The sequence below is a fragment of the Streptomyces erythrochromogenes genome (genome assembly GCF_036170895.1).
Lineage (GTDB): Bacteria > Actinomycetota > Actinomycetes > Streptomycetales > Streptomycetaceae > Streptomyces > Streptomyces erythrochromogenes.
The window spans coordinates 6,179,909-6,199,565 of record NZ_CP108036.1 but is presented as its reverse complement, the minus strand read 5'-3'; the positions used below and the strand labels follow the sequence as shown (position 1 = coordinate 6,199,565).

Sequence of the window (19,657 nt, the reverse complement as noted above, 5' to 3'; positions counted from 1 at the left end):
TTTGCTGGCAACACAGGAAATTGACGCGCGTAGACGTTTGGGGGCTGACCAACCCCCCACAGATCTCGCTGTTCGCAGCCTCTCCCTACCCCTCTCCCACACCGGAGTTTCCTGACCATGCGCTCCTCGCATCCCCGCTCCGCCGCCGTCGCGGCCCTCGTCGCCTCCGCGCTGGCCACCGGCCTGCTCGCGGGCTCCGCCGACGCGGCCGAGGGCGCGGCGTCCGCCGACCCGGTACGCATCCACGACATCCAGGGCACCACCCGGATATCCCCGCTCAACGGCAAGCAGGTCGCCGACGTCGAGGGCATCGTGACGGGCGTGCGGACCTACGGCTCGCGCGGTTTCTGGATCCAGGACCCCGACGCCGACGACAACGACGCGACGAGTGAGGGCGTCTTCGTCTTCACCAACTCGGTCCCGACCGTCGCCGTGGGCGACGCGGTCAAGGTCTCCGGCACCGTCGGCGAGTACATCCCCGGTGGCGTGAACTCCGGCAACCAGTCGGTGACCCAGATCTCCAAGCCGGCCGTCACCGTGGTCTCCTCCGGCAACGCGCTGCCCGAGGCCACCGCGATCAACGAGTACACGGTCCCCGCCGAGTACGCCCCGGTCGGGGACGCCGCCGCCGGCGGCAGCATCAACGGCCTGGCGCTGGAGCCCTCGCGCTACGCCCTGGACTACTACGAGTCCCTCGAGGGCATGAACGTCAAGATCGGCACCTCGCGCGTCGTCGGCGCCACCGACCCGTACTCCGAGCTGTGGGTCACGGTGAAGGGCTGGGAGAACACCGCCAAGCGCGGCGGCACCGTCTACGGCTCCTACGAGTCCCAGAACACCGGACGCCTGCAGATCCAGCAGCTCGCGCCGATCGCGCAGCAGCCCTTCCCCGTGGCCAACGTCGGCGACAAGCTGACCGGCACCACGGAAGGCCCGCTGGACTTCAACCAGTTCGGCGGCTACACGCTGGTGGCCCGCACCCTCGGCACCGTCGAGGCGGGCACCCTCGCCCCCGAGAAGACCAAGCCGCAGGCCGAGCAGGAGCTCGCGGTGGCCACGTACAACGTCGAGAACCTCGACCCGACGGACCCGCAGGAGAAGTTCGACGCGCTGGCGAAGGCCGTCGTCGAGAACCTGGCCTCCCCCGACATCCTCGCGCTGGAGGAGATCCAGGACGACAACGGCGCCAAGAACGACGGCACCGTCTCGGCGGAGCAGACGCTCACGAAGTTCATCACGGCCATCACGGCGGCGGGCGGCCCGGCCTACCAGTGGCGGACCGTCAACCCCGAGGACAAGAAGGACGGCGGCGAGCCCGGCGGCAACATCCGCCAGGTGTTCCTCTTCAACCCGGCGCGGGTCTCCTTCACCGAGCGCGCCCCGGGTGACGCGGTGACGGCGACGGGCGTCGTCAAGGAGAACGGCAAGACCCACCTGACCCACTCCCCCGGCCGCGTGGACCCCGCCAACCCGGCGTGGGCCGACAGCCGCAAGCCGCTCGCCGGCGAGTTCGTCTTCCGCGGCAAGACGGTCTTCGTGATCGCCAACCACTTCGGCTCGAAGGGCGGCGACGAGGGCCTGACCTCGCACCACCAGCCGCCGCTGCGTTCCTCGGAGGCCAAGCGGCTGCTCCAGGCGCAGGCCGTGAACGGCTTCGTGAAGCAGATCCTGGCGGAGGACAAGAACGCGAACGTCCTCGTCCTCGGCGACATCAACGACTTCGAGTTCTCCGCGACCACGGACGCGCTGGCGGACGGCGGGGCGCTGTACCCGGCGATCAAGTCGCTGCCGAAGGCCGAGCGCTACTCGTACGTCTACCAGGGCAACTCCCAGGTGCTGGACCAGATCCTGACGAGCCCGGCGATCAAGAAGTTCACGTACGACAGCGTGCACATCAACGCGGAGTTCGCCGCCCAGAACAGCGACCACGACCCGCAGGTGCTGCGCTTCCGCCCGTAACCCCCGGAGCAGGTGCAGCAGGGGGTCCGGCCGCCGCCCCGGGCGGGCCCCCTGCCACAATCTCGCCATGATCTTCCGCGTCGCCACACGCCGGGACCTGCCGGCCGTACTCGCCCTGCTCGCCGACGAGGACCAGGTCCTCGACCCGGCCTCGATGCGGGTCGGCGAGGAGCACGAGCGGGCCTTCGGGGCGATCGAGTCGGACGCCCGCAACGAGATGCTGGTCCTCACGGACGCGGGCGGGGGCGCGCGTGGGGATGCCGGCGGGAACGCCGGTGGGGGCGCCGGTGGGGGCGAGACCGTCCTCGGCTGCCTCCAGCTGACGTACGTACCGGGCCTGGGCCAGGGCGGGCAGGAGCGGGCCCTGGTGGAGGCCGTACGGGTCCGCGCGGACCGGCGGGGCGAGGGACTCGGCGCGGAGCTGATGCGGCTGGCCGCCGAGCGGGCCCGAGGGCGCGGCTGCGGCCTGGTCCAGCTCACCAGCAACAAGCGGCGCACGGCGGCCCACCGCTTCTACGAGCGGCTGGGCTTCGCGCGCAGCCACGAGGGCTTCAAGCTGCCGCTGCAGCGGCCGTGACGGGCCGATCGCGGGCAAGATAGGGACTTTCGCCCCTGGCGTGACGCTCGCCACATCTCCACCGAATCGACCGGTTGTGGTGTTGAGTGTCTGCACGCCCGATCTTGTCCCGGCTCGCACCGCCCGCATCCCTGGAGGATCCTGGTGTTCCCCTCGATCTCCCTCGCCCAGGAAATCGGCCTCGCCGTCCTGTTCGTGGCAGCGCTCGTCTGGGTGGCCGGCCTGGGCCACATGCTGTGGGACAGCCGCTTCCACCAGCCGGAGACCGGCGCGGGCGAGGCCCTGCCGCTGATCCCGGCCCAGCGCACCTCCGCCACGCACCCGATGGAGTCGGTACAGCTGACCGAGGCGGAGGAACAGGCCTTCGCGGGCCTGATCCGCACGATCCCCCTCCACTGAGCGTCTGCCCGACGTACGAGTCCCCGATGACCGTCTTCCGGTGCCGCGCCTGCCACCGCGCGGTGACTCCCTCCGTCACCGAGCGTGTCCTGCCGGACCCGGACAGGGACGAAGAGTGGTACCGGCCGAAGGCGCCCGAGACGGACGCGGACGGCCACACCGACCAACCGATCGTGCGGATGGCTCCCGGGACCTTCGCGGTCGACCCCGAACCGTCCGGCCCCCCGTACGTCCTGGACGGTTCGTCCGGAGTGCTGATCGAGTCCGGCCCGAGCGGCACCGTCGTGCTCAACCCCGGTGACGGCATCGGCCTGGAGGCCCACCCGGACGTCGCGATGCGCCGCGGCCACTGCTGCGGTATGGACGGCGAATGGGGCCCCAACCTGGTGTGCACGTGCGGCGCGGTCATGGCCACCGTCTACTCGGACTGCTACCAGGTCCAGGAGCTGAGGCTGCAGCCCGACGCCGTCGAGCGCTGCGACTGACCGCCCGCGTGCACCGCGGTGCCGCCCTGACCACGGCCGAACGCCCTCCCTGACCGCAGCAGGTCCGGGAGGGCGCTCGGAGACGGATCCGACCGTCAGTTGTGGCTGTGCAGGACCTCGTTCAGGCCGCCCCAGTTCGCCTTGTACGGGCGGGCCTCGACGGCGCCGGTCACCGAGTTGCGGCGGAAGAGGATGTTGTCGGCGCCGGAGAGCTCCAGGGCCTTGACGACCTGGCCGTCCGGCAGGGTGACGCGGGTGCCGGCGGTGACGTAGAGGCCGGCCTCGACGACGCACTCGTTGCCGAGGGCGATGCCGATGCCCGCCTCGGCGCCGATCAGCGTGCGCTCGCCGATCGAGATGATCTGCTTGCCGCCGCCCGAGAGGGTGCCCATGGTGGAGGCGCCGCCGCCGATGTCGGAGCCGTCGCCGACGACGACGCCCGCGGAGATGCGGCCCTCGACCATGGAGGTGCCGAGGGTGCCGGCGTTGAAGTTGACGAAGCCCTCGTGCATGACGGTGGTGCCCTCGGCGAGGTGCGCGCCGAGGCGGACGCGGTCCGCGTCGGCGATGCGCACGCCCTTGGGGGCGACGTAGTCCGTCATCCGCGGGAACTTGTCGATCGAGGTGACCTGCAGGTGCAGGCCCTCGGCGCGGGCGTTGAGGCGGACGGTCTCGACCTGGTCGACGGCGACCGGGCCCAGCGAGGTCCAGGCGACGTTGGTCAGCAGGCCGAAGACGCCGTCGAGGTTCTGGCCGTGCGGCTTGACCAGGCGGTGGCTGAGCAGGTGCAGGCGCAGGTACGCGTCGTGCGCGTCCAGCGGCTTGTCCTCCAGGGAGGCGATGGCCGTACGGACGGCTACGACCTCGACGCCGCGGACCGCGTCCGTGCGGATCGCCTTGGCCGCGGCGGCGCCGAGAAGCTCCACGGCCTGCTCGGCGGTGAGGCGCTCGGTGCCGGCCGGGCCGGGCTCGGCGACCAGCTCGGGTGCGGGGAACCAGGTGTCGAGGACGGTGCCGTCGGCGGTGATGGTGGCAAGTCCGGCGGCGACGGCGCCGGTGGTACGCGTAGCAGTCATGCCCGAAACCTAACCGGCGACGGCCTGAGGTTGCGAACCGGTCTCATGTGCCGGTCGGACCGCGTCGCGCCGCTGCCGCGCCCAGGCCCACAGCACCGCCGCGCCCGCCGTCGCCGCGAGCCCGGCGCACAGCGGCCACAGCAGTCCCGGCGCGGCCGAGTACATCGCCCCGCCCAGCGGCGGGCCGATGACGACCCCGCTGACCGAGATGCCCGCGTACAGGCTCTGGAACCGCCCGACGGCGTGCTCGGGCGCCTCGTCGGCGACGTAGGCGGTGGCGGTGGTCTTGTAGAGGATCTCGCCGAGGCTCAGCAGCACCATCATCGTCACGGCGCTCGCGATCCCCGCTCCGAGCAGCAGCGCCGCGTATCCGGCCCCGACCAGCACCAGCCCGGTACCGATCACCGGCAGCGCCGGCCGCGCGCGCAGCGCCACGGCGGCGGGCAGCTCCAGCAGCAGGATCACCCCGCCGTTGAGGGCGATGACGAGCCCGAAGGCGCGCGGGTCCATGCCGTGGTCGGTGAGGAAGACGGGGAAGGTGGAGTACTGCTGGCGGTAGACGACGTCGGTCACCAGGATCGCGCCGAGCACCGCCAACAGGGCCGGCCGAGCCCGCAGTTCGGCGGCGAGTCCGCGGCCCCGACCGCCGTCCGGGGCCGCGGAGGCCTTGCGGGGTGCGCCGCGGGCCGGGACGACGCGGGCGGTCCAGAGGGCGAAGAAGAGGGTGCCGACGCCGTCGGCGACGAAGAGCCAGTCGTACGAGAGCCCGGTCGCGACCAGGGCGCCCAACGGCGGCCCGAGGGTGAAGCCGCCGTTGGACACGCACCGTACGAGGGCGAAGGCCTGGCGGCGGCCCCCCTCCGGGACGGTGACCGCGACCAGCGCGGAGTTGGCGGCCCGGATCACGCCTGAGGCGTACTGGGCCACCGGCATGGCCACGAAGAGGAGCGGCGTGGGCAGCAGCGGGAAGGCCGCGAGGGCCAGTCCGCCCAGGGTGGCGGCGGCCAGGAGCACCCGGCGGTGGCCGAAGCGGTCCCCGTACCAGCCGCCGCTGAAGTTGCCCGCGACCAGGCCGACGCCGCTGATGCCGCTGACGAGGCCGGCCTGGGCGGCCCCGAGGCCGCGCGGGCCGGTCAGGTAGAGGAAGACGAAGACGAAGGTGAAGCTGACGACGGCGTTGACGAACACCCCCGCAGCCAGCAGCCACACGACCCTCGGTATGTCCTTGAACCCCTGCAGCACACCCGTGCCCCCCACATCCGGCTAGTCAGTTCCTTTTGGGAACGGACTATGTCAGCATGACAGCCTTGGGTCAACGGACAAAGGAGTTCCCATGGCCCAGCGCACACACCTCGGCGACGCGGACTGCGCCATCGCCCAGGCCCTCGACGTGGTGGGCGACTGGTGGACGCTGCTGATCGTGCGCGACGCGGCACGCGGCCTGCACCGCTTCGACGAGCTCCAGCGCGAGCTGGGCGTGTCCCGCAAGGTGCTGGCGGAGCGGCTGAAGCTGCTCGTCGAAGCCGGGGTGCTGTCGCGCGAGCCGTACCAGGAACGTCCGGTGCGGCACGAGTACCGGCTGACCCCGCGCGGGCGGGGGCTGCTGCCGGTCCTGGTGGCCCTCCAGGACTGGGGCGACACCTGGGTCCTGGGAGAGGGAGAGATGACGGCCACGACCGACGAGGCGTCGCGCGAGGCGGAACGGGTGCACGCACTGCAGGGCACGCGGGTGCCGCCGCTGCTGCTGCCGGACCGCTTCGGCGAGCTCAGCGACCCGGTGGCGGACACGCCGTTCACCGTCCTGTACTTCTTCCCCGGCGCCTACGCGCGGGCCGAGTCCTACCCGCCCGGCTGGGCCGGGATCCCGGGCGCCAAGGGCTGTACGTTCGAGTCGTGCACGTACCGCGACCAGCTCGCGGAGTTCACGGCGGCCGGCGCCACCGTGCACGGGGTCTCGACCCAGCGCCCCGACGAGCAGCGGGAGTTCGCGGAGCAGGAGCGGCTGCGCTTCCCGCTCCTCTCGGACGCCGACCTGGCGCTGACGGCGGCGCTGCGGCTGCCCACGTTCCGCGCGGCGGGCGTGAGCCGGATCAAGCGGCTGACCCTGGTCGTCGACCGCGACCGCACGGTGCGCGAGGTGATCTACCCGATCCGCGACATCGAGGCGAGCGTGCAGACGGCCCTGTCGACCGTCCGCACCGCCCCCTAGGGCCGCAGGACCCGGGCCAGGACCTCGCGGGCGTACGACTCGTCGTACGCGGCGTCCGTCAGCAGGACCTGCAGGCTGATGCCGTCCATCACGGCCACCAGCGCCCTGGCCGTGACCGGGTCGGTCCTCGGGACCAGCGCCTCGGACGCGGCCTCGCACCACTCGGCGGCGACCGGCCGCAGGGCCGGGCGGCGCAGGGCCGCGAGGTAGAGCTCGTACTCCAGCTCCACCCGGCCCCGGTCCACCGCCAGCAACTCGCCCAGGAGGCGGGCCAGCGCCCCGGCGAGGTCCGCGTCCGGATCGGCCAGCGCCGGCGATTGCGCCACGGCCTGCGCGAAGCCCTCGTTGGCCTGCCGCAGCGCCGCGACCAGCAGGTCGTCCAGCGTCTTGAAGTGGTACGTCGTCGACCCCAGCGGTACGTCGGCCTCCGCGGCCGCGCTGCGGTGGCTCAGCCCGGCGATGCCCTTGGCCCCCACCACCCGGATAGCGGCGTCGATGATCCGCTGGCGCCGGTCCGGGTCGTAGCGCCGCACGCCCTGCGGCATCAGTGCGCCCCGCCCAGGTTCAGCAGGACCACCCCACCGATCACGAGGGCGATCCCGGCGATCTTCGCGGCGGTGGCCGCCTCCCCCATGAACACCATGCCGATCGCGGCGATGGCGGCGGTGCCGACGCCGGCCCATATCGCGTAGGCCGTGCCGACCGACATGGTCTTCAGCGTCTGCGCGAGGAGGGTGAAGGCTATGGCGTACCCCAGCAGGGTGCCGAGCGAGGGCCACAGCTTCGTGAAGCCGTCGCTGTACTTCATGGCGGTGGTGCCGGCGACCTCGGCGGCGATGGCTGCTGCGAGCAGGACATAGGGCATGCGTACAAGGGTACACATCGATGCGTACGCCTGTACACACGACAGGGGGTGCACGACCCGGGACTCCTGCGGCCCGCGGCGCTACCCTGTCGCCTCCTCGGGCGACGAAGGGGCGGGCGGCGCATGGCGCAGCATTGGACCCACCAGGGCGGCGGCTGGCTTCCCGCGCGCGCTCCCCGGCCGGGCGTGATTCCCCTGCGGCCGCTGGCTCCCCGGGAGATCCTCGGCGGCGCCCTCACCGCGCTGCGCCGGTACGGCGGCCGGCTGCTCGGGGCCCTGCTCCTCGGTCAGCTCGGCGGGCTGCTGCTGGTCACCGCGGTCGGCGGGGCGGCAACCCTCGCCTCCCTCACCCGTACCGCCGGCAGCCGGGCCTTCGTCTACGCCCTCGTCCCGGCCACCGCCCTGTTCCTGCTGTTCAGCTGGGCGCTGGCCGGCGCCCTGGCCGCGGCCCTGCTCCGGCCGGCCGTGCTCGGCCGCCCGGTGGCCGCGCGCGAACTGCTGCGCGCCGCCCTGCCCCGGACCCCTGCGGTGCTCGGCGCGCGGCTGCTGGCCCTGCTGGCGGCCGCCGGACCGGGGGCCGCCGCCTTCGCCGCCGGGCTGCCGCCGCTCGCGCTGCTGCCCCTGGCCCCGGTCGCCCTCTGGCTCGCCGTGCTCTTCGCCCTGGCGCCCACGGCCGCCGGGTACGAGGCGCTCGGCCCGGTGGCGGCCCTGCGCCGGTCGGCCCGCCTGGTGCGCGGTGCGTGGTGGCGGACCCTCGGCGTCACGGCTCCGGCGGGCGCGCTCGCGCTGGGGGCCTCGTACGTCCTCCGGCAGTGGTTCGGCGCCCCCGGGCTGCTGCTCGCGCCGGCGCTGCTGCTGACCTTCCCGCAGCTGGCCGTCGGGCTGCTCTACGCCGACCGGCGGCTCCGCCGCGAGCACCTGGCCGGGTCGCTCACGGCGGAGCCGCTGATCACGAGCCCCTGATCGCCTCCCAGCCGCCCGGGTCGGCGGTCGGCCGTCCCACTGGTAGAGCGCATACGGGTCGGAGTTGTCGTCGGCGGCCCAGGAGCCGGCCGGGATCAGGTACTGCCCGCCCGCGTTCTTGCGGATCAAGGCGTCGATCCGGAAAAGGAACCGGAAAGAGATCCCGGCAGGGACCCGGGAAGCAGGAAGGGCCCCCGGCACGACCGTGCCGGGGGCCCTCCTGCGCGAGCGGGGGTGATCAGACGTTGAAGCCGAGCGCGCGGAGCTGCTCACGGCCGTCGTCCGTGATCTTGTCCGGGCCCCACGGCGGCATCCAGACCCAGTTGATCCGGAGTTCGTTGACGATGCCGTCCGTCGCCGACTTCGCCTGGTCCTCGATGACGTCCGTCAGCGGGCAGGCCGCCGAGGTCAGGGTCATGTCGAGGGTGGCGATGTTCGCGTCGTCGATGTGGATGCCGTAGATCAGGCCCAGGTTGACGACGTCGATGCCCAGCTCGGGGTCGACCACGTCGTAGAGGGCCTCGCGGACCTCCTCCTCGGTGGCCGGCTTGGTCGACGCCTCGGGCGTCGCGTTCTCGGTCATGCCGTCTTCCTCTCCGCGTCGCCCAGGGCCTGGGCAGTCGCGTCCTTCCACGCCATCCAGCTCAGCAGGGCGCACTTCACACGGGCCGGGTACTTGGAGACGCCGACGAACGCGACCGCGTCCTCCAGCACCTCCTCCATGGCCTCGTCGGGCTCGATCTTGCCCTTGGACTGCATCATCTCCAGGAAGACAGCCTGGATCTTCTGCGCCTCGGCCAGTTCCTTGCCCACGAGCAGCTCGTTCAGTACGGAGGCGCTGGCCTGGCTGATGGAGCAGCCCTGGCCCTCGTAGCTGACGTCCGTCAGCTTCTCACCGTCGTACTTCACGCGCAGCGTGATCTCGTCGCCGCACGTCGGGTTGACGTGGTGCACCTCGGCATCGCCGTCGCGCAGGCCACGCCCGTGCGGGTGCTTGTAGTGGTCCAGGATCAGTTCCTGGTACATCGAATCCAGCTTCACTGCGTCCTCGTCGCCTCGTCCGTCAGCCGAAGAAGTTCCGTACGTGCTCCAGCCCGTCGATCAGCGCGTCGACGTCGGCCGGAGAGGAGTACAGGTAGAAAGACGCTCGCGTCGTCGCGGGAATTCCGTAGCGCAGGCAGACGGGGCGCGCGCAGTGGTGTCCCACGCGGACCGCGATGCCCTGCTCGTCCAGGACCTGGCCGACGTCATGCGGGTGGATGTCGCCGAGCACGAAGGAGATCGCGGCTCCGCGGTCCTCGGCCGTGGTGGGGCCGATGATCCGCAGGTCGGGCACCTCGGCGAGGCGCTTGATCGCGTACTCGGTGATCGCGTGCTCGTGCGCGGCGATCTTGTCCATGCCGATCGCGGTCAGGTAGTCCACGGCCGCGCCGAGGCCGACGGCCTGGGCGATCGGGGGCGTACCGGCCTCGAACTTGTGCGGCGCCGGGGCGTAGGTCGAGGCGTGCATCGACACGGTCTCGATCATCTCGCCGCCGCCGAGGAACGGCGGCAGGTCCTCCAGGAGCTCCTGGCGGCCCCACAGGACGCCGATGCCGGTCGGGCCGCACATCTTGTGGCCGGTGAAGGCCACGAAGTCGGCGCCGAGCGCCTGCACGTCCAGCGGCATGTGCGGGGCGGCCTGGGAGGCGTCGATCAGCACCAGCGCGCCGACGTCCTGGGCGCGCCGGACGATCGCCTCGACCGGGTTGACCGTGCCCATGATGTTGGAGACCAGCGTGAAGGAGACGATCTTCGTCTTCTCCGTGATGACCTCTTCGATGTTGGACAGGTCGAGCCGGCCGTCGTCGGTGAGGCCGAACCACTTCAGCTTCGCGCCGGTGCGCTGCGCGAGCAGCTGCCACGGCACGATGTTGGAGTGGTGCTCCATCTCCGTGATGGCGATCTCGGTCTCGCGGTCGACCCGATAGGGCTCGTCCGCCCAGCCGAGCATGTTCGCGACGAGGTTGAGCGACTCCGAGGCGTTCTTGGTGAAGATCACCTCGTCGCGGCTCGGCGCGTTGATGAAGGCGGCGACCTTGTCGCGGGCGCCCTCGTACAGCGCCGTGGCCTCCTCGGCGAGCACGTGCACGCCACGGTGGACGTTGGCGTTGTGCTGCTCGTAGTACTCGTTCAGCGCGTCGAGCACCTGGCGCGGCTTCTGCGAGGTCGCCGCGTTGTCCAGGTAAACGATCTTCTTCCCGTCGTGGACCACACGATCCAGAAGGGGGAAGTCCTTTCGGATCGCCTCGATGTCGAGGAGGCCAGGCAACTGTGTCACGCGGTCGCGCCACCCTTCGTGCTGTACGACTCGTAGCCTTCGGCCTCCAGCTTGTCGGCGAGTTCGGCGCCACCGGACTCGGCGATGCGGCCCTCGGAGAAGACGTGGACGAAGTCGGGCTTGATGTAGCGGAGGATCCGCGTGTAGTGCGTGATCAGCAGCGTGCCGACCTCGCCGGTCGCGCGGACGCGGTTGACGCCCTCGGAGACCTGGCGCAGGGCGTCGACGTCGAGACCGGAGTCGGTCTCGTCGAGGATCGCGATCTTCGGCTTCAGGAGCTCCAGCTGCAGGATCTCGTGGCGCTTCTTCTCACCGCCGGAGAAGCCCTCGTTGACGTTGCGCTCGGCGAAGGCCGGGTCCATCTGGAGCTGCTCCATCGCGGACTTGACCTCCTTCACCCAGGTGCGCAGCTTGGGGGCCTCGCCGCGGATGGCGGTGGCGGAGGTGCGCAGGAAGTTGGAGACCGAGACACCGGGGACCTCGACCGGGTACTGCATCGCGAGGAAGACGCCGGCGCGGGCGCGCTCGTCGACGGACATCTCGAGGACGTCCTCGCCGTCGAGGGTCACGGTGCCACGGGTGATCGTGTACTTCGGGTGACCGGCCAGCGAGTACGCCAGGGTGGACTTGCCGGAGCCGTTCGGACCCATGATGGCGTGCGTCTCACCCTGCTTGACGGTGAGGTCGACGCCCTTGAGGATCTCGCGGGCGCCGTTCTCGGCCTCGACGGAGACGTGCAGGTCGTGGATTTCAAGCGTTGCCATGGATACCTCAGGACTCCTGGGTGAGGGAGACGAGCACGTCGTCCCCTTCGATCTTTACGGGGTATACGGGAACGGGGCGCGTCGCGGGCAGACCGGAGGGCTTGCCGGTGCGCAGGTCGAAGGCCGACCCGTGCAGCCAGCACTCGATCATGCAGTCCTCGACCTCGCCCTCCGAGAGCGAGACGTTCGCGTGCGAGCAGATGTCGTTGATCGCGAACACCTCCCCGTCGGTGGAGACGATGGACACCGGCGTGCCGTCGAGTTCCACCCGCTTGGGGGTGTTCTCCTCCAGCTCGCTCAGCGCACAGGCCTTGACGTAATTCATCAGACGGAACCCTGGAGCTCGGCCTCGATCTTGGTGATCAGGCGCTCCTCGATGTCGTCGACACCGATCTGCTGGACGAGCTCGGCGAAGAAGCCGCGGACGACCAGGCGGCGGGCCTCGTCGGCCGGGATGCCGCGGGCCTGCAGGTAGAAGAGCTGCTCGTCGTCGAAGCGGCCGGTCGCGGAGGCGTGGCCGGCGCCGACGATCTCGCCGGTCTCGATCTCCAGGTTCGGCACGGAGTCGACCCGCGCGCCGTCCGTGAGGACGAGGTTGCGGTTCATCTCGTACGTGTCGGTGCCCTCGGCGCTCTTCTCGATGAGCACGTCGCCGATCCAGACGGCGTGGGCGTCCTGGCCCTGCAGCGCGCCCTTGTAGACCACGTTCGACTTGCAGTGCGGGGCGTCGTGCGTGACCAGGAGGCGGTGCTCCTGGTGCTGGCCGGCGTCGGTGAAGTACACGCCGAGCATCTCGGCCTCGCCGCCGGGGCCCGCGTAGGTGACGCGCGGGTGCAGGCGGACGAGGTCGCCGCCGAAGGTGACGACGACGGACTTGAAGCCGGCGTCGCGGCCGACGAGGGCGTTGTGCTGCGAGGTGTGGACCGCGGTGTCGTCCCAGTCCTGGACGGACACGAAGGTCACCTTGGCGCCGTCGCCGACGAGGATGTCGACGTTGGCGGCGCGCACGCCGTCACCGGTGTGGTCGATCACGATGATCGCCTCGGCGAAGGGCTTCACGTCGAAGACGGTGTGACCGAAGGTCGTGCCGCCCTCGCCGTGCAGGGCGACCCGGATGGGCTCGGCGAGCACGGTCTCCTTGGGCACGGTGATGACCGTGGCCTTGGCGAAGGAGGAGAACGCCTGTGCGGCGACCCGGTCGACGGGGGTGCCGGCCTTGCCGATCCGCTCGTCGCCGCGCTCCACGGACTCGACGGTCACGCCCTCGGGCGCGTCGATCTGGGCCTTCATGGTGCCGTCCGCGACAGCGGTGCCGTCGTGCAGGCCCTTGAGGCGGGCGAGCGGCGTGAAGCGCCACTCCTCCTCGCGGCCGTGCGGGACCGGGAAGTCGGCCACGTCGAAGGACGGGGGCGCGCTCATCCGGGTGGCGACGGTGGACTCGGCGGCCACCGCGATCGCGCCGGCGGTGGTGGAGCCCGCCGGAATGTTCTGAGCCTCAGCCATGGCTGTCGTCTTGCTCGCTCTCTTAAAAGAAGCAGGTCTGCGTCTGTGGATTGCTGCGGGCGGGGCGGTCGGACTAGCCGACCGAACCCTCCATCTGCAGCTCGATCAGCCGGTTGAGCTCCAGCGCGTACTCCATGGGCAGCTCCTTCGCGATCGGCTCGACGAAGCCGCGCACGATCATGGCCATGGCCTCGAACTCGGTGAGGCCGCGCTGCATCAGGTAGAAGAGCTGGTCGTCGGAGACCTTGGAGACGGTGGCCTCGTGGCCCATCGTCACGTCGTCCTCGCGGACGTCCACGTACGGGTACGTGTCCGAGCGGGAGATCGTGTCCACGAGCAGCGCGTCGCACAGGACGTTGGACTTGGAGCCGGAGGCGCCCTCGCCGATCTCGACCAGACCGCGGTAGGAGGTGCGGCCACCGCCACGGGCCACCGACTTGGAGACGATGTTCGAGGAGGTGTTCGGCGCCATGTGGACCATCTTGGATCCGGCGTCCTGGTGCTGGCCCTCGCCCGCGAAGGCGATGGACAGGGTCTCGCCCTTGGCGTGCTCGCCCATCAGGTAGACGGCCGGGTACTTCATGGTGACCTTGGAACCGATGTTGCCGTCGATCCACTCCATGGTCGCGCCCTCGTACGCCACGGCGCGCTTGGTGACCAGGTTGTAGACGTTGTTCGACCAGTTCTGGATCGTCGTGTAGCGGCAGCGGCCGCCCTTCTTGACGATGATCTCGACGACGGCGCTGTGCAGCGAGTCCGAGGAGTAGATCGGGGCGGTGCAGCCCTCGACGTAGTGGACGTAGGCGTCCTCGTCGACGATGATCAGCGTCCGCTCGAACTGGCCCATGTTCTCCGTGTTGATGCGGAAGTAGGCCTGGAGCGGGATGTCCACGTGGACACCCTTGGGGACGTAGATGAAGGAGCCGCCGGACCACACCGCGGTGTTCAGCGACGCGAACTTGTTGTCGCCGACCGGGATGACCGTGCCGAAGTACTCCTGGAAGAGCTCCGGGTGCTCCTTGAGCGCGGTGTCCGTGTCGAGGAAGATCACGCCCTGCTCCTCCAGGTCCTCACGGATCTGGTGGTAGACGACCTCGGACTCGTACTGGGCCGCGACACCGGCGACGAGGCGCTGCTTCTCCGCCTCCGGGATGCCGAGCTTGTCGTACGTGTTCTTGATGTCCTCGGGCAGTTCCTCCCAGGAAGCGGCCTGCTTCTCGGTGGAGCGCACGAAGTACTTGATGTTGTTGAAGTCGATGCCCGAGAGGTCGGAGCCCCACATCGGCATGGGCTTGCGATCGAAGAGCTTGAGGCCCTTGAGGCGGAGGTTCAGCATCCACTCCGGCTCGGACTTCTTCGCCGAGATGTCGCGGACGACGTCCTCGGACAGACCCCGCTTGGCAGCGGCACCGGCCGCGTCGGAGTCGGCCCAGCCGTATTCATAGGTGCCCAGGCCATCGAGCTCAGGGTGAGCAGTCTCCGTGGTCATGCGGGGTTCCTCCCGGCCGTACTTGCAGATACTGATGTGTCGGTCTGTGTGGTGCCCGCGCTTCGCGGAATGAACGTCGTGCACACTCCGTCGCCGTGGGCGATCGTGGCGAGGCGCTGCACGTGCGTCCCGAGCAGACGGGAGAAGACCTCGGTCTCCGCCTCGCAGAGCTGCGGGAACTGCTCGGCCACGTGGGCGACCGGGCAGTGGTGCTGGCAGAGCTGTTCACCGCTGTGCGGACCGGGAGCGCTCTTCGCCGTAGCAGCGTACCCGTCCTGCGTCAACGCCTTGGCAAGGGCCTCCGCGCGGCCCTCGGGGGCGGCCGCCTCGACGGCCTCCCGGTAGGTCTGCGCCTGCGACTCCATCCGCGCCCTGGCGAAGGCGGCGACGGCCGCCTCGCCCTGCTCGCCGCCGCCGACGGACTGCGCGATCCAGCGCAGGGCGTCCGCGGCGAGCGTGTCGTAGGACTGGTCGAAGGCGTCGCGACCGCAGTCGGTGAGCGCGAAGACCTTGGCGGGCCGACCTCGGGTCCGCGCTCCGTACACGCGCTGCTCACGGGCTTCGACCACGTCGTCGGCGACGAGCGTGTCGAGGTGGCGGCGGACGGCGGCCTGGGTGAGGCCGAGGCGCTGGGCGAGGTCGGCGACGGTGGACGGACCGTGGTCCAGGATGGAGCGCGCCACCCGGTCGCGGGTTGACCGCTCCCCGGTGGTGAGCTCCCCCTGGGGGGCCTCGTTCTGCCGTTCGCCGTATTTCACAACGCCATTGTTGCGTAATTAACCGAGCCCGGACAAGCCGTGACGGACGCCACGCCTGGTGGCCTCCATCACTAAGGGTTACCTTATTTGTCTACGGAGAGTTATTCGGAGGGGGCCGCTCCGCTAACCCCCCGAATGCATTTCAGAGCCCGCCGGACGGCTCCCACCAGCGCTGATGCACCCGCGGTGGTTCCAGGCGCCGCGAACATCGACTTCTCGAAAAGATCACCGAAACCGGATGGGCCGTACGGGCCCACCGGACTGAAAAAAGCCATTTTCGCTACCTGGCGTTCGAATCCCAGGTGCCCGGACCCCTGCCGCTCCCCATTTCGGGGGCCCGGCTCCCGGCCACCCGGCACCCGAGGCCCTTCCCGCGGCTCCGTAGACTCACCCACCATGAGCAACGACCCCGCCGTGGAGATCCGCGGACTGGTGAAGCGGTACGGCGCCAAGACGGCGGTGGACGGACTGGACCTCACCGTCCGCAGGGCCTCCGTCACCGCGGTCCTCGGTCCCAACGGCGCGGGCAAGACGACCACGGTCGAGACCTGCGAGGGCTACCACCGCCCCGACGCCGGCACCGTCCGCGTCCTCGGCCTCGACCCGGTCGCCCAGGCCGAGGCGCTGCGCCCGCGGATCGGTGTGATGCTCCAGTCCGGAGGCGTCTACTCCGGGGCCCGCGCCGTCGAGATGCTGCGCCACATGGCCAAGCTGTACGCCGACCCGCTCGACCCCGAGGTCCTGGTGGAACGCCTCGGACTGGGCAGCTGCGGCCGCACCCCCTACCGCCGGCTCTCCGGCGGCCAGCAGCAGCGCCTCGCCCTGGCCATGGCCGTCGTGGGCCGCCCCGAGATGGTCTTCCTCGACGAGCCCACCGCCGGCCTGGACCCGCAGGCCCGCCGCGCCACCTGGGACCTTGTACGGGAACTGCGCGCGGACGGGGTCACCGTCGTCCTCACCACGCACCACATGGACGAGGCCGAGCAGCTCGCGGACGAGGTGGCCATCGTGGACGCGGGCCGGGTCATCGCCCACGGCAGCCCCGAGCAGCTGTGCCGGGGCGGCGCCGAGAACACCCTGCGCTTCACCGGCCGCCCCTCCCTCGACCTCGCCTCGCTGCTGAAGGCGCTGCCCGACGGCACCCAGGCGGCCGAGGTCGTCGCCGGCGTCTACCGGTTGACCGGCGAGGTCGACCCGCAGCTGCTGGCCACCGTCGCCTCCTGGTGCGCGCAGAACGGCGTGATGCCGGACAGCCTCTCGGTGGAGCGGCACACCCTCGAAGACGTCTTCCTCGAACTGACCGGTAAGGAGCTGCGCGCATGAGCGCCGGTACGTTCACCCCCCGCCCGGGGGCCGCGCCCGTGTCCCGCATGATCCTCGCGCAGACGGCGCTGGAGACCCGGATGCTGCTGCGCAACGGCGAGCAGCTGCTGCTGACCGTGATCATCCCGGCGCTGCTCCTGGTGCTGTTCTCCGCCGTCGACATCGTCGACACGGGCGCCGGGAAGCCGGTGGACTTCCTCGCCCCCGGCATCCTCGCCCTCGCCGTGATGTCCACCGCCTTCACCGGCCAGGCCATCGCCACCGGCTTCGACCGCCGCTACGGGGTCCTCAAGCGGCTCGGGGCCTCCCCGCTGCCGCGCTGGGCGCTGATGGCCGCCAAGACCCTCTCCGTGCTGGTCACCGAGGTGCTGCAGATCGCCCTTCTGACGGCGATCGCCCTCGCGCTGGGCTGGTCCCCGCAGGGGAACCCGCTGTCGGTCGCCGCGCTGGTCCTGCTGGGCACCGCCGCCTTCTCGGGGCTCGGGCTGCTGATGGCGGGCACGCTCAAGGCCGAGGCCACCCTGGCCGCCGCCAACCTGGTCTTCCTGCTGCTGCTGGTCGGCGGCGGGGTGATCGTGCCGATGGAGAAGTTCCCCGGCGGCGTCCAGTCCGTCCTGGGGCTGCTGCCCATCTCGGCCCTGTCCGACGGTCTGCGCGAGGTGCTCCAGCAGGGAGCGGCGCTGCCGTGGGGCGACGCCGCCCTCCTCGCGGCCTGGGCCGTGCTCGGTCTGGGCGCCGCCGCGCGGCTCTTCCGCTGGGAATGAAACCCTTTCCCTCGCGACGGCGAAGCCGCGAGGATGGGCGCCTCCACACATGAAGCCGGGGGGCGGACATGGTGCAGCGGGAGGCCGTACTTCGGCTGGACGACCGATGGGCGCGGGTGCGGGCGGGGGCCGCGCAGGCGGAGCCGGCGGAGCACGAACGGCTCCTCGACGAGCTGATCGGCGCCCTGCGCACGCTTGACGACGACCCCGAGTGCACCGCCCTGCTCGGGCTGCGCCTCGCCGACCGCGCCGCCCTGCGGTTCGCCGCGGGGGACCGCGCGAGCGCCCTGGCCACCATCGAGGAGGGCCTGCGCAGCTCCGAGCGCGCCGCCCGGCACACCCCGGAGTACGCCCGCTGGTACGCCCGCGGGCTGATCAACCACGGGGTGTGGCTGGCCTGGCCGCTGAGCGACGCGGACCGGCTGCCCAGGCACCCGCTGGGCATGGCCGCGGGCGGGGGCCCCAGCGCCATGGAGCGGGCCGCCGGTGAGCGCGCCCGGGATCTGACCCGTACCGCGGTGGAGGTGTGGGCGGGACTGGACCAGCGGGATCCCGTCAACCGGCGGGGCCTCGCCCAGGCCAAGGTGTTCCTCGGGGACCGCCTCGCCGAGCTGGGTTTCACCGAGGACGCGGTGGCCTGGGCCGTGGACGCGGAGTCCGACTTCCGGCAGCTGCTGCTGGCCGTTCCCGCCGCGGAGGAGGCCGAGGCCGCCGAGGAGGCCCTCGACCACATCGGCCGCCAGCTGGAACTGCGCCTGCGCTACCTGGCCTTCGACGAACTGGTCGGCCTGCGCACGCGGGGGCTGCTGCCCGAACGCCTGCTGCCCCGGGCCGTGGTGGCCGCCCGCATCCGGTCGGTGGAGGAGACCGAGATCGCGGCCCGGCTGCACCTCGGCGCCGAACAGGTGCGCACGATGCTGGAGGTCACCCCGTGGCTCGCGGTGTGGCGCTTCGACGTGCGCGACCCCGACGGACTGTGGAACGCGCTCGCCCATCCCTGGCACAGCGCCACAGAAGTGAGGAACCGGACGGCAGAGGACGTAGCGGCCGAATTAGTGCGCGGCTTCACGAGCTCGCCGGACTGTCCGGGCGACGCCGCGCACTGGCGCGTCCTGCTCTGGTGGCACGAGGAGGGCGACCCCGCCGGGGCCGTGTTCCGGCTGCTCGCCGGGCCCGACGCACCACCCCCCACCCCCTCGTGAAAGTTTGCACAAGGGGTCGCCTACGATATGGGGCGTGTTGAACCCCCTCGCATACATCGCCAGCCGCTGGACTCCGTCACCCCGGATCGTCCGGCGGGCCGCGCTCGCCGCGCTCGTCATGAGCGTGGCCATCGTCGTCACCGGCGGCGCGGTGCGGCTGACCGGGTCCGGTCTCGGCTGCGACACCTGGCCCAAGTGCACCGACGACAGCCTGATCGTGACGCAGGAGCAGGGGCTCCACGGCGCCATCGAGTTCGGCAACCGGATGCTGACGTACGTGCTCAGCGCCGCCGTCGGCTGGGTGATCGTCGCGGCCCGGTCGGCCGAGCCCTGGCGCCACTCGCTCACGAAGCTCGGCTGGGTCCAGTTCGCGATCGTCATGTGCAACGCCGTGCTCGGCGGCATCACCGTCATGACGGGTCTCAACCCCTACAGCGTGGCCGGGCACTTCCTGCTCGCCACCGCGCTGATCGCCGTGACGACCATCACCTGGCAGCGCGCCGGCGAGGGCGACACCGCCCCCCGCCCGCGCGTCCCCGGCCCGGTGCGCAAGCTGTCGTGGGCGCTGATCTCCACCACGCTCGTCCTGATCGCCGCGGGGACGGTGGTCACCGGATCCGGCCCGCACGCCGGTGACAGCAGCGAGATCAAGCGGATGCCGTTCGACTGGGAGGCCACCGCGCACGTGCACGCGATCGCCGCCTGGGTGGTCTGCGCGCTGGCCGTCGCGATGTGGCTGGTGCTGCGGGTGGTCGACGCCCCCGTCGACACCCGGGCCCGCGCCCGCGACCTGCTGCTCGTACTGCTCGCCCAGGGCGGCATCGGCTACGTGCAGTTCTTCACCGACGTGCCCGAGGTCCTGGTCGCCGCGCACATGCTCGGCTCCTGCCTGGTGTGGATCGCCGTGCTCCGGCTCGCGCTGAGCCTGCGCGAGCGGCCGTCCGAGGAGGCGGGGATCCCCGCGCCGGGCGACGCCCAGCTCTCCTCCGTCTGAGCCGGCC

The 19,657-nt window shown here is 71.2% G+C and carries 22 protein-coding genes; 10 read left to right on the top strand and 12 right to left on the bottom strand.

Annotated features, from left to right (window positions below):
- The first annotated feature begins 117 nt into the window (after positions 1-117).
- The 4 genes from OHA91_RS28370 (at position 118) to OHA91_RS28355 (ending at position 3,420) form a co-directional block, all read left to right on the top strand.
- Positions 118-1,959, top strand: a complete 1,842-nt coding sequence (locus tag OHA91_RS28370) for an endonuclease/exonuclease/phosphatase family protein (protein WP_328740253.1) — start codon at positions 118-120, stop codon at positions 1,957-1,959.
- 67 nt (positions 1,960-2,026) lie between these two features.
- Complete coding sequence (locus tag OHA91_RS28365) at positions 2,027-2,536, top strand: GNAT family N-acetyltransferase (protein ID WP_031149071.1); 510 nt, start codon at positions 2,027-2,029, stop codon at positions 2,534-2,536.
- Between the two features lie 144 nt (positions 2,537-2,680).
- A complete protein-coding gene (locus OHA91_RS28360; RefSeq protein WP_328740252.1) occupies positions 2,681-2,935 on the top strand; it encodes a hypothetical protein in 255 nt (84 codons plus the stop codon).
- A 26-nt stretch (positions 2,936-2,961) separates the two neighbouring features.
- Positions 2,962-3,420, top strand: a complete 459-nt coding sequence (locus OHA91_RS28355) for a hypothetical protein (protein ID WP_328740251.1) — start codon at positions 2,962-2,964, stop codon at positions 3,418-3,420.
- A gap of 95 nt (positions 3,421-3,515) precedes the next feature.
- Here the strand turns inward: OHA91_RS28355 and dapD are convergent, their stop codons facing one another.
- Positions 3,516-4,496 (bottom strand): 2,3,4,5-tetrahydropyridine-2,6-dicarboxylate N-succinyltransferase, encoded by a 981-nt coding sequence (gene dapD / locus OHA91_RS28350; protein ID WP_328740250.1) that lies wholly within the window; start codon positions 4,494-4,496, stop codon positions 3,516-3,518.
- Positions 4,497-4,505: 9 nt separating this feature from the next.
- Positions 4,506-5,753: an MFS transporter gene (locus OHA91_RS28345; RefSeq protein WP_328740249.1), complete on the bottom strand. Its 1,248-nt coding sequence runs from the start codon at positions 5,751-5,753 to the stop codon at positions 4,506-4,508.
- Between the two features lie 76 nt (positions 5,754-5,829).
- On the opposite strand from OHA91_RS28345, the gene OHA91_RS28340 reads away from it, so the two are divergent.
- Entirely contained in the window at positions 5,830-6,705 is an 876-nt protein-coding gene (locus tag OHA91_RS28340; protein ID WP_328740248.1) for a winged helix-turn-helix transcriptional regulator, read from the top strand.
- Here OHA91_RS28340 and OHA91_RS28335 read toward each other — a convergent pair.
- Positions 6,702-7,250 (bottom strand): TetR/AcrR family transcriptional regulator, encoded by a 549-nt coding sequence (locus tag OHA91_RS28335; protein WP_031149082.1) that lies wholly within the window; start codon positions 7,248-7,250, stop codon positions 6,702-6,704. The genes OHA91_RS28340 and OHA91_RS28335 overlap by 4 nt on opposite strands.
- A complete protein-coding gene (locus OHA91_RS28330) occupies positions 7,250-7,570 on the bottom strand; it encodes a DMT family transporter (protein ID WP_030963955.1) in 321 nt (106 codons plus the stop codon). Before OHA91_RS28330 ends, OHA91_RS28335 begins: the two co-directional genes overlap by 1 nt.
- A gap of 123 nt (positions 7,571-7,693) precedes the next feature.
- On the opposite strand from OHA91_RS28330, the gene OHA91_RS28325 reads away from it, so the two are divergent.
- Positions 7,694-8,533 carry a hypothetical protein gene (locus tag OHA91_RS28325; protein ID WP_031149085.1) on the top strand — a complete coding sequence of 280 codons (840 nt, stop codon included), beginning with the start codon at positions 7,694-7,696 and terminating at the stop codon, positions 8,531-8,533.
- Positions 8,534-8,771: 238 nt separating this feature from the next.
- On the opposite strand, the gene OHA91_RS28320 is transcribed toward OHA91_RS28325, so the two are convergent.
- The 8 genes from OHA91_RS28320 to OHA91_RS28285 all read right to left on the bottom strand — a co-directional run bounded on the left by OHA91_RS28320 (position 8,772) and on the right by OHA91_RS28285 (position 15,367).
- On the bottom strand, positions 8,772-9,116 hold the full coding sequence (locus OHA91_RS28320) for a metal-sulfur cluster assembly factor (RefSeq protein WP_030027092.1): 345 nt from the start codon (positions 9,114-9,116) through the stop codon (positions 8,772-8,774).
- Positions 9,113-9,574, bottom strand: coding sequence for a Fe-S cluster assembly sulfur transfer protein SufU (gene sufU, locus OHA91_RS28315; RefSeq protein WP_030846233.1), 462 nt, complete (start codon positions 9,572-9,574; stop codon positions 9,113-9,115). The genes OHA91_RS28320 and sufU overlap by 4 nt, the downstream gene beginning before the upstream one ends.
- A 22-nt stretch (positions 9,575-9,596) precedes the next feature.
- On the bottom strand, positions 9,597-10,853 hold the full coding sequence (locus tag OHA91_RS28310) for a cysteine desulfurase (protein WP_031149087.1): 1,257 nt from the start codon (positions 10,851-10,853) through the stop codon (positions 9,597-9,599).
- Positions 10,850-11,617, bottom strand: a complete 768-nt coding sequence (gene sufC / locus OHA91_RS28305) for a Fe-S cluster assembly ATPase SufC (RefSeq protein ID WP_031149089.1) — start codon at positions 11,615-11,617, stop codon at positions 10,850-10,852. The genes OHA91_RS28310 and sufC overlap by 4 nt, the downstream gene beginning before the upstream one ends.
- Positions 11,618-11,624: 7 nt before the next feature.
- Positions 11,625-11,942 (bottom strand): bifunctional 3-phenylpropionate/cinnamic acid dioxygenase ferredoxin subunit, encoded by a 318-nt coding sequence (locus OHA91_RS28300; RefSeq protein WP_030027083.1) that lies wholly within the window; start codon positions 11,940-11,942, stop codon positions 11,625-11,627.
- On the bottom strand, positions 11,942-13,120 hold the full coding sequence (gene sufD, locus OHA91_RS28295) for a Fe-S cluster assembly protein SufD (RefSeq protein ID WP_031149091.1): 1,179 nt from the start codon (positions 13,118-13,120) through the stop codon (positions 11,942-11,944). Before sufD ends, OHA91_RS28300 begins: the two co-directional genes overlap by 1 nt.
- Before the next feature lie 73 nt (positions 13,121-13,193).
- Complete coding sequence (gene sufB / locus OHA91_RS28290) at positions 13,194-14,609, bottom strand: Fe-S cluster assembly protein SufB (RefSeq protein ID WP_031149093.1); 1,416 nt, start codon at positions 14,607-14,609, stop codon at positions 13,194-13,196.
- The gene (locus tag OHA91_RS28285; protein ID WP_031149095.1) at positions 14,606-15,367 is read right to left on the bottom strand and encodes a helix-turn-helix transcriptional regulator; all 762 of its coding nucleotides are present in this window, start codon (positions 15,365-15,367) and stop codon (positions 14,606-14,608) included. Before OHA91_RS28285 ends, sufB begins: the two co-directional genes overlap by 4 nt.
- 396 nt (positions 15,368-15,763) lie before the next feature.
- Here OHA91_RS28285 and OHA91_RS28280 point away from each other — a divergent pair, with 396 nt between their 5' ends.
- From OHA91_RS28280 to OHA91_RS28265, 4 genes are all read left to right on the top strand, one after another.
- Complete coding sequence (locus OHA91_RS28280) at positions 15,764-16,690, top strand: ABC transporter ATP-binding protein (RefSeq protein WP_328740247.1); 927 nt, start codon at positions 15,764-15,766, stop codon at positions 16,688-16,690.
- Positions 16,687-17,454, top strand: coding sequence for an ABC transporter permease (locus tag OHA91_RS28275; protein WP_031149099.1), 768 nt, complete (start codon positions 16,687-16,689; stop codon positions 17,452-17,454). Before OHA91_RS28280 ends, OHA91_RS28275 begins: the two co-directional genes overlap by 4 nt.
- A gap of 68 nt (positions 17,455-17,522) precedes the next feature.
- Positions 17,523-18,656, top strand: a complete 1,134-nt coding sequence (locus OHA91_RS28270) for a hypothetical protein (protein WP_051893043.1) — start codon at positions 17,523-17,525, stop codon at positions 18,654-18,656.
- Between the two features lie 34 nt (positions 18,657-18,690).
- On the top strand, positions 18,691-19,650 hold the full coding sequence (locus tag OHA91_RS28265; RefSeq protein WP_051893044.1) for a COX15/CtaA family protein: 960 nt from the start codon (positions 18,691-18,693) through the stop codon (positions 19,648-19,650).
- Positions 19,651-19,657: the final 7 nt, after the last annotated feature.

Excerpts from the sequence above, each read along its gene's own strand:
- OHA91_RS28370 (WP_328740253.1), top strand. The coding sequence starts at position 118 with ATGCGCTCCTCGCATCCCCGCTCCGCCGCCGTCGCGGCCCTCGTCGCC.
- OHA91_RS28365 (WP_031149071.1), top strand. The coding sequence starts at position 2,027 with ATGATCTTCCGCGTCGCCACACGCCGGGACCTGCCGGCCGTACTCGCC.
- OHA91_RS28355 (WP_328740251.1), top strand. The coding sequence starts at position 2,962 with ATGACCGTCTTCCGGTGCCGCGCCTGCCACCGCGCGGTGACTCCCTCC.
- dapD (WP_328740250.1), bottom strand. The coding sequence starts at position 4,496 with ATGACTGCTACGCGTACCACCGGCGCCGTCGCCGCCGGACTTGCCACC.
- OHA91_RS28340 (WP_328740248.1), top strand. The coding sequence starts at position 5,830 with ATGGCCCAGCGCACACACCTCGGCGACGCGGACTGCGCCATCGCCCAG.
- OHA91_RS28335 (WP_031149082.1), bottom strand. The coding sequence starts at position 7,250 with ATGCCGCAGGGCGTGCGGCGCTACGACCCGGACCGGCGCCAGCGGATC.
- OHA91_RS28330 (WP_030963955.1), bottom strand. The coding sequence starts at position 7,570 with ATGCCCTATGTCCTGCTCGCAGCAGCCATCGCCGCCGAGGTCGCCGGC.
- OHA91_RS28325 (WP_031149085.1), top strand. The coding sequence starts at position 7,694 with ATGGCGCAGCATTGGACCCACCAGGGCGGCGGCTGGCTTCCCGCGCGC.
- OHA91_RS28320 (WP_030027092.1), bottom strand. The coding sequence starts at position 9,116 with ATGACCGAGAACGCGACGCCCGAGGCGTCGACCAAGCCGGCCACCGAG.
- sufC (WP_031149089.1), bottom strand. The coding sequence starts at position 11,617 with ATGGCAACGCTTGAAATCCACGACCTGCACGTCTCCGTCGAGGCCGAG.
- OHA91_RS28300 (WP_030027083.1), bottom strand. The coding sequence starts at position 11,942 with ATGAATTACGTCAAGGCCTGTGCGCTGAGCGAGCTGGAGGAGAACACC.
- sufD (WP_031149091.1), bottom strand. The coding sequence starts at position 13,120 with ATGGCTGAGGCTCAGAACATTCCGGCGGGCTCCACCACCGCCGGCGCG.
- sufB (WP_031149093.1), bottom strand. The coding sequence starts at position 14,609 with ATGACCACGGAGACTGCTCACCCTGAGCTCGATGGCCTGGGCACCTAT.
- OHA91_RS28280 (WP_328740247.1), top strand. The coding sequence starts at position 15,764 with ATGAGCAACGACCCCGCCGTGGAGATCCGCGGACTGGTGAAGCGGTAC.
- OHA91_RS28275 (WP_031149099.1), top strand. The coding sequence starts at position 16,687 with ATGAGCGCCGGTACGTTCACCCCCCGCCCGGGGGCCGCGCCCGTGTCC.
- OHA91_RS28270 (WP_051893043.1), top strand. The coding sequence starts at position 17,523 with ATGGTGCAGCGGGAGGCCGTACTTCGGCTGGACGACCGATGGGCGCGG.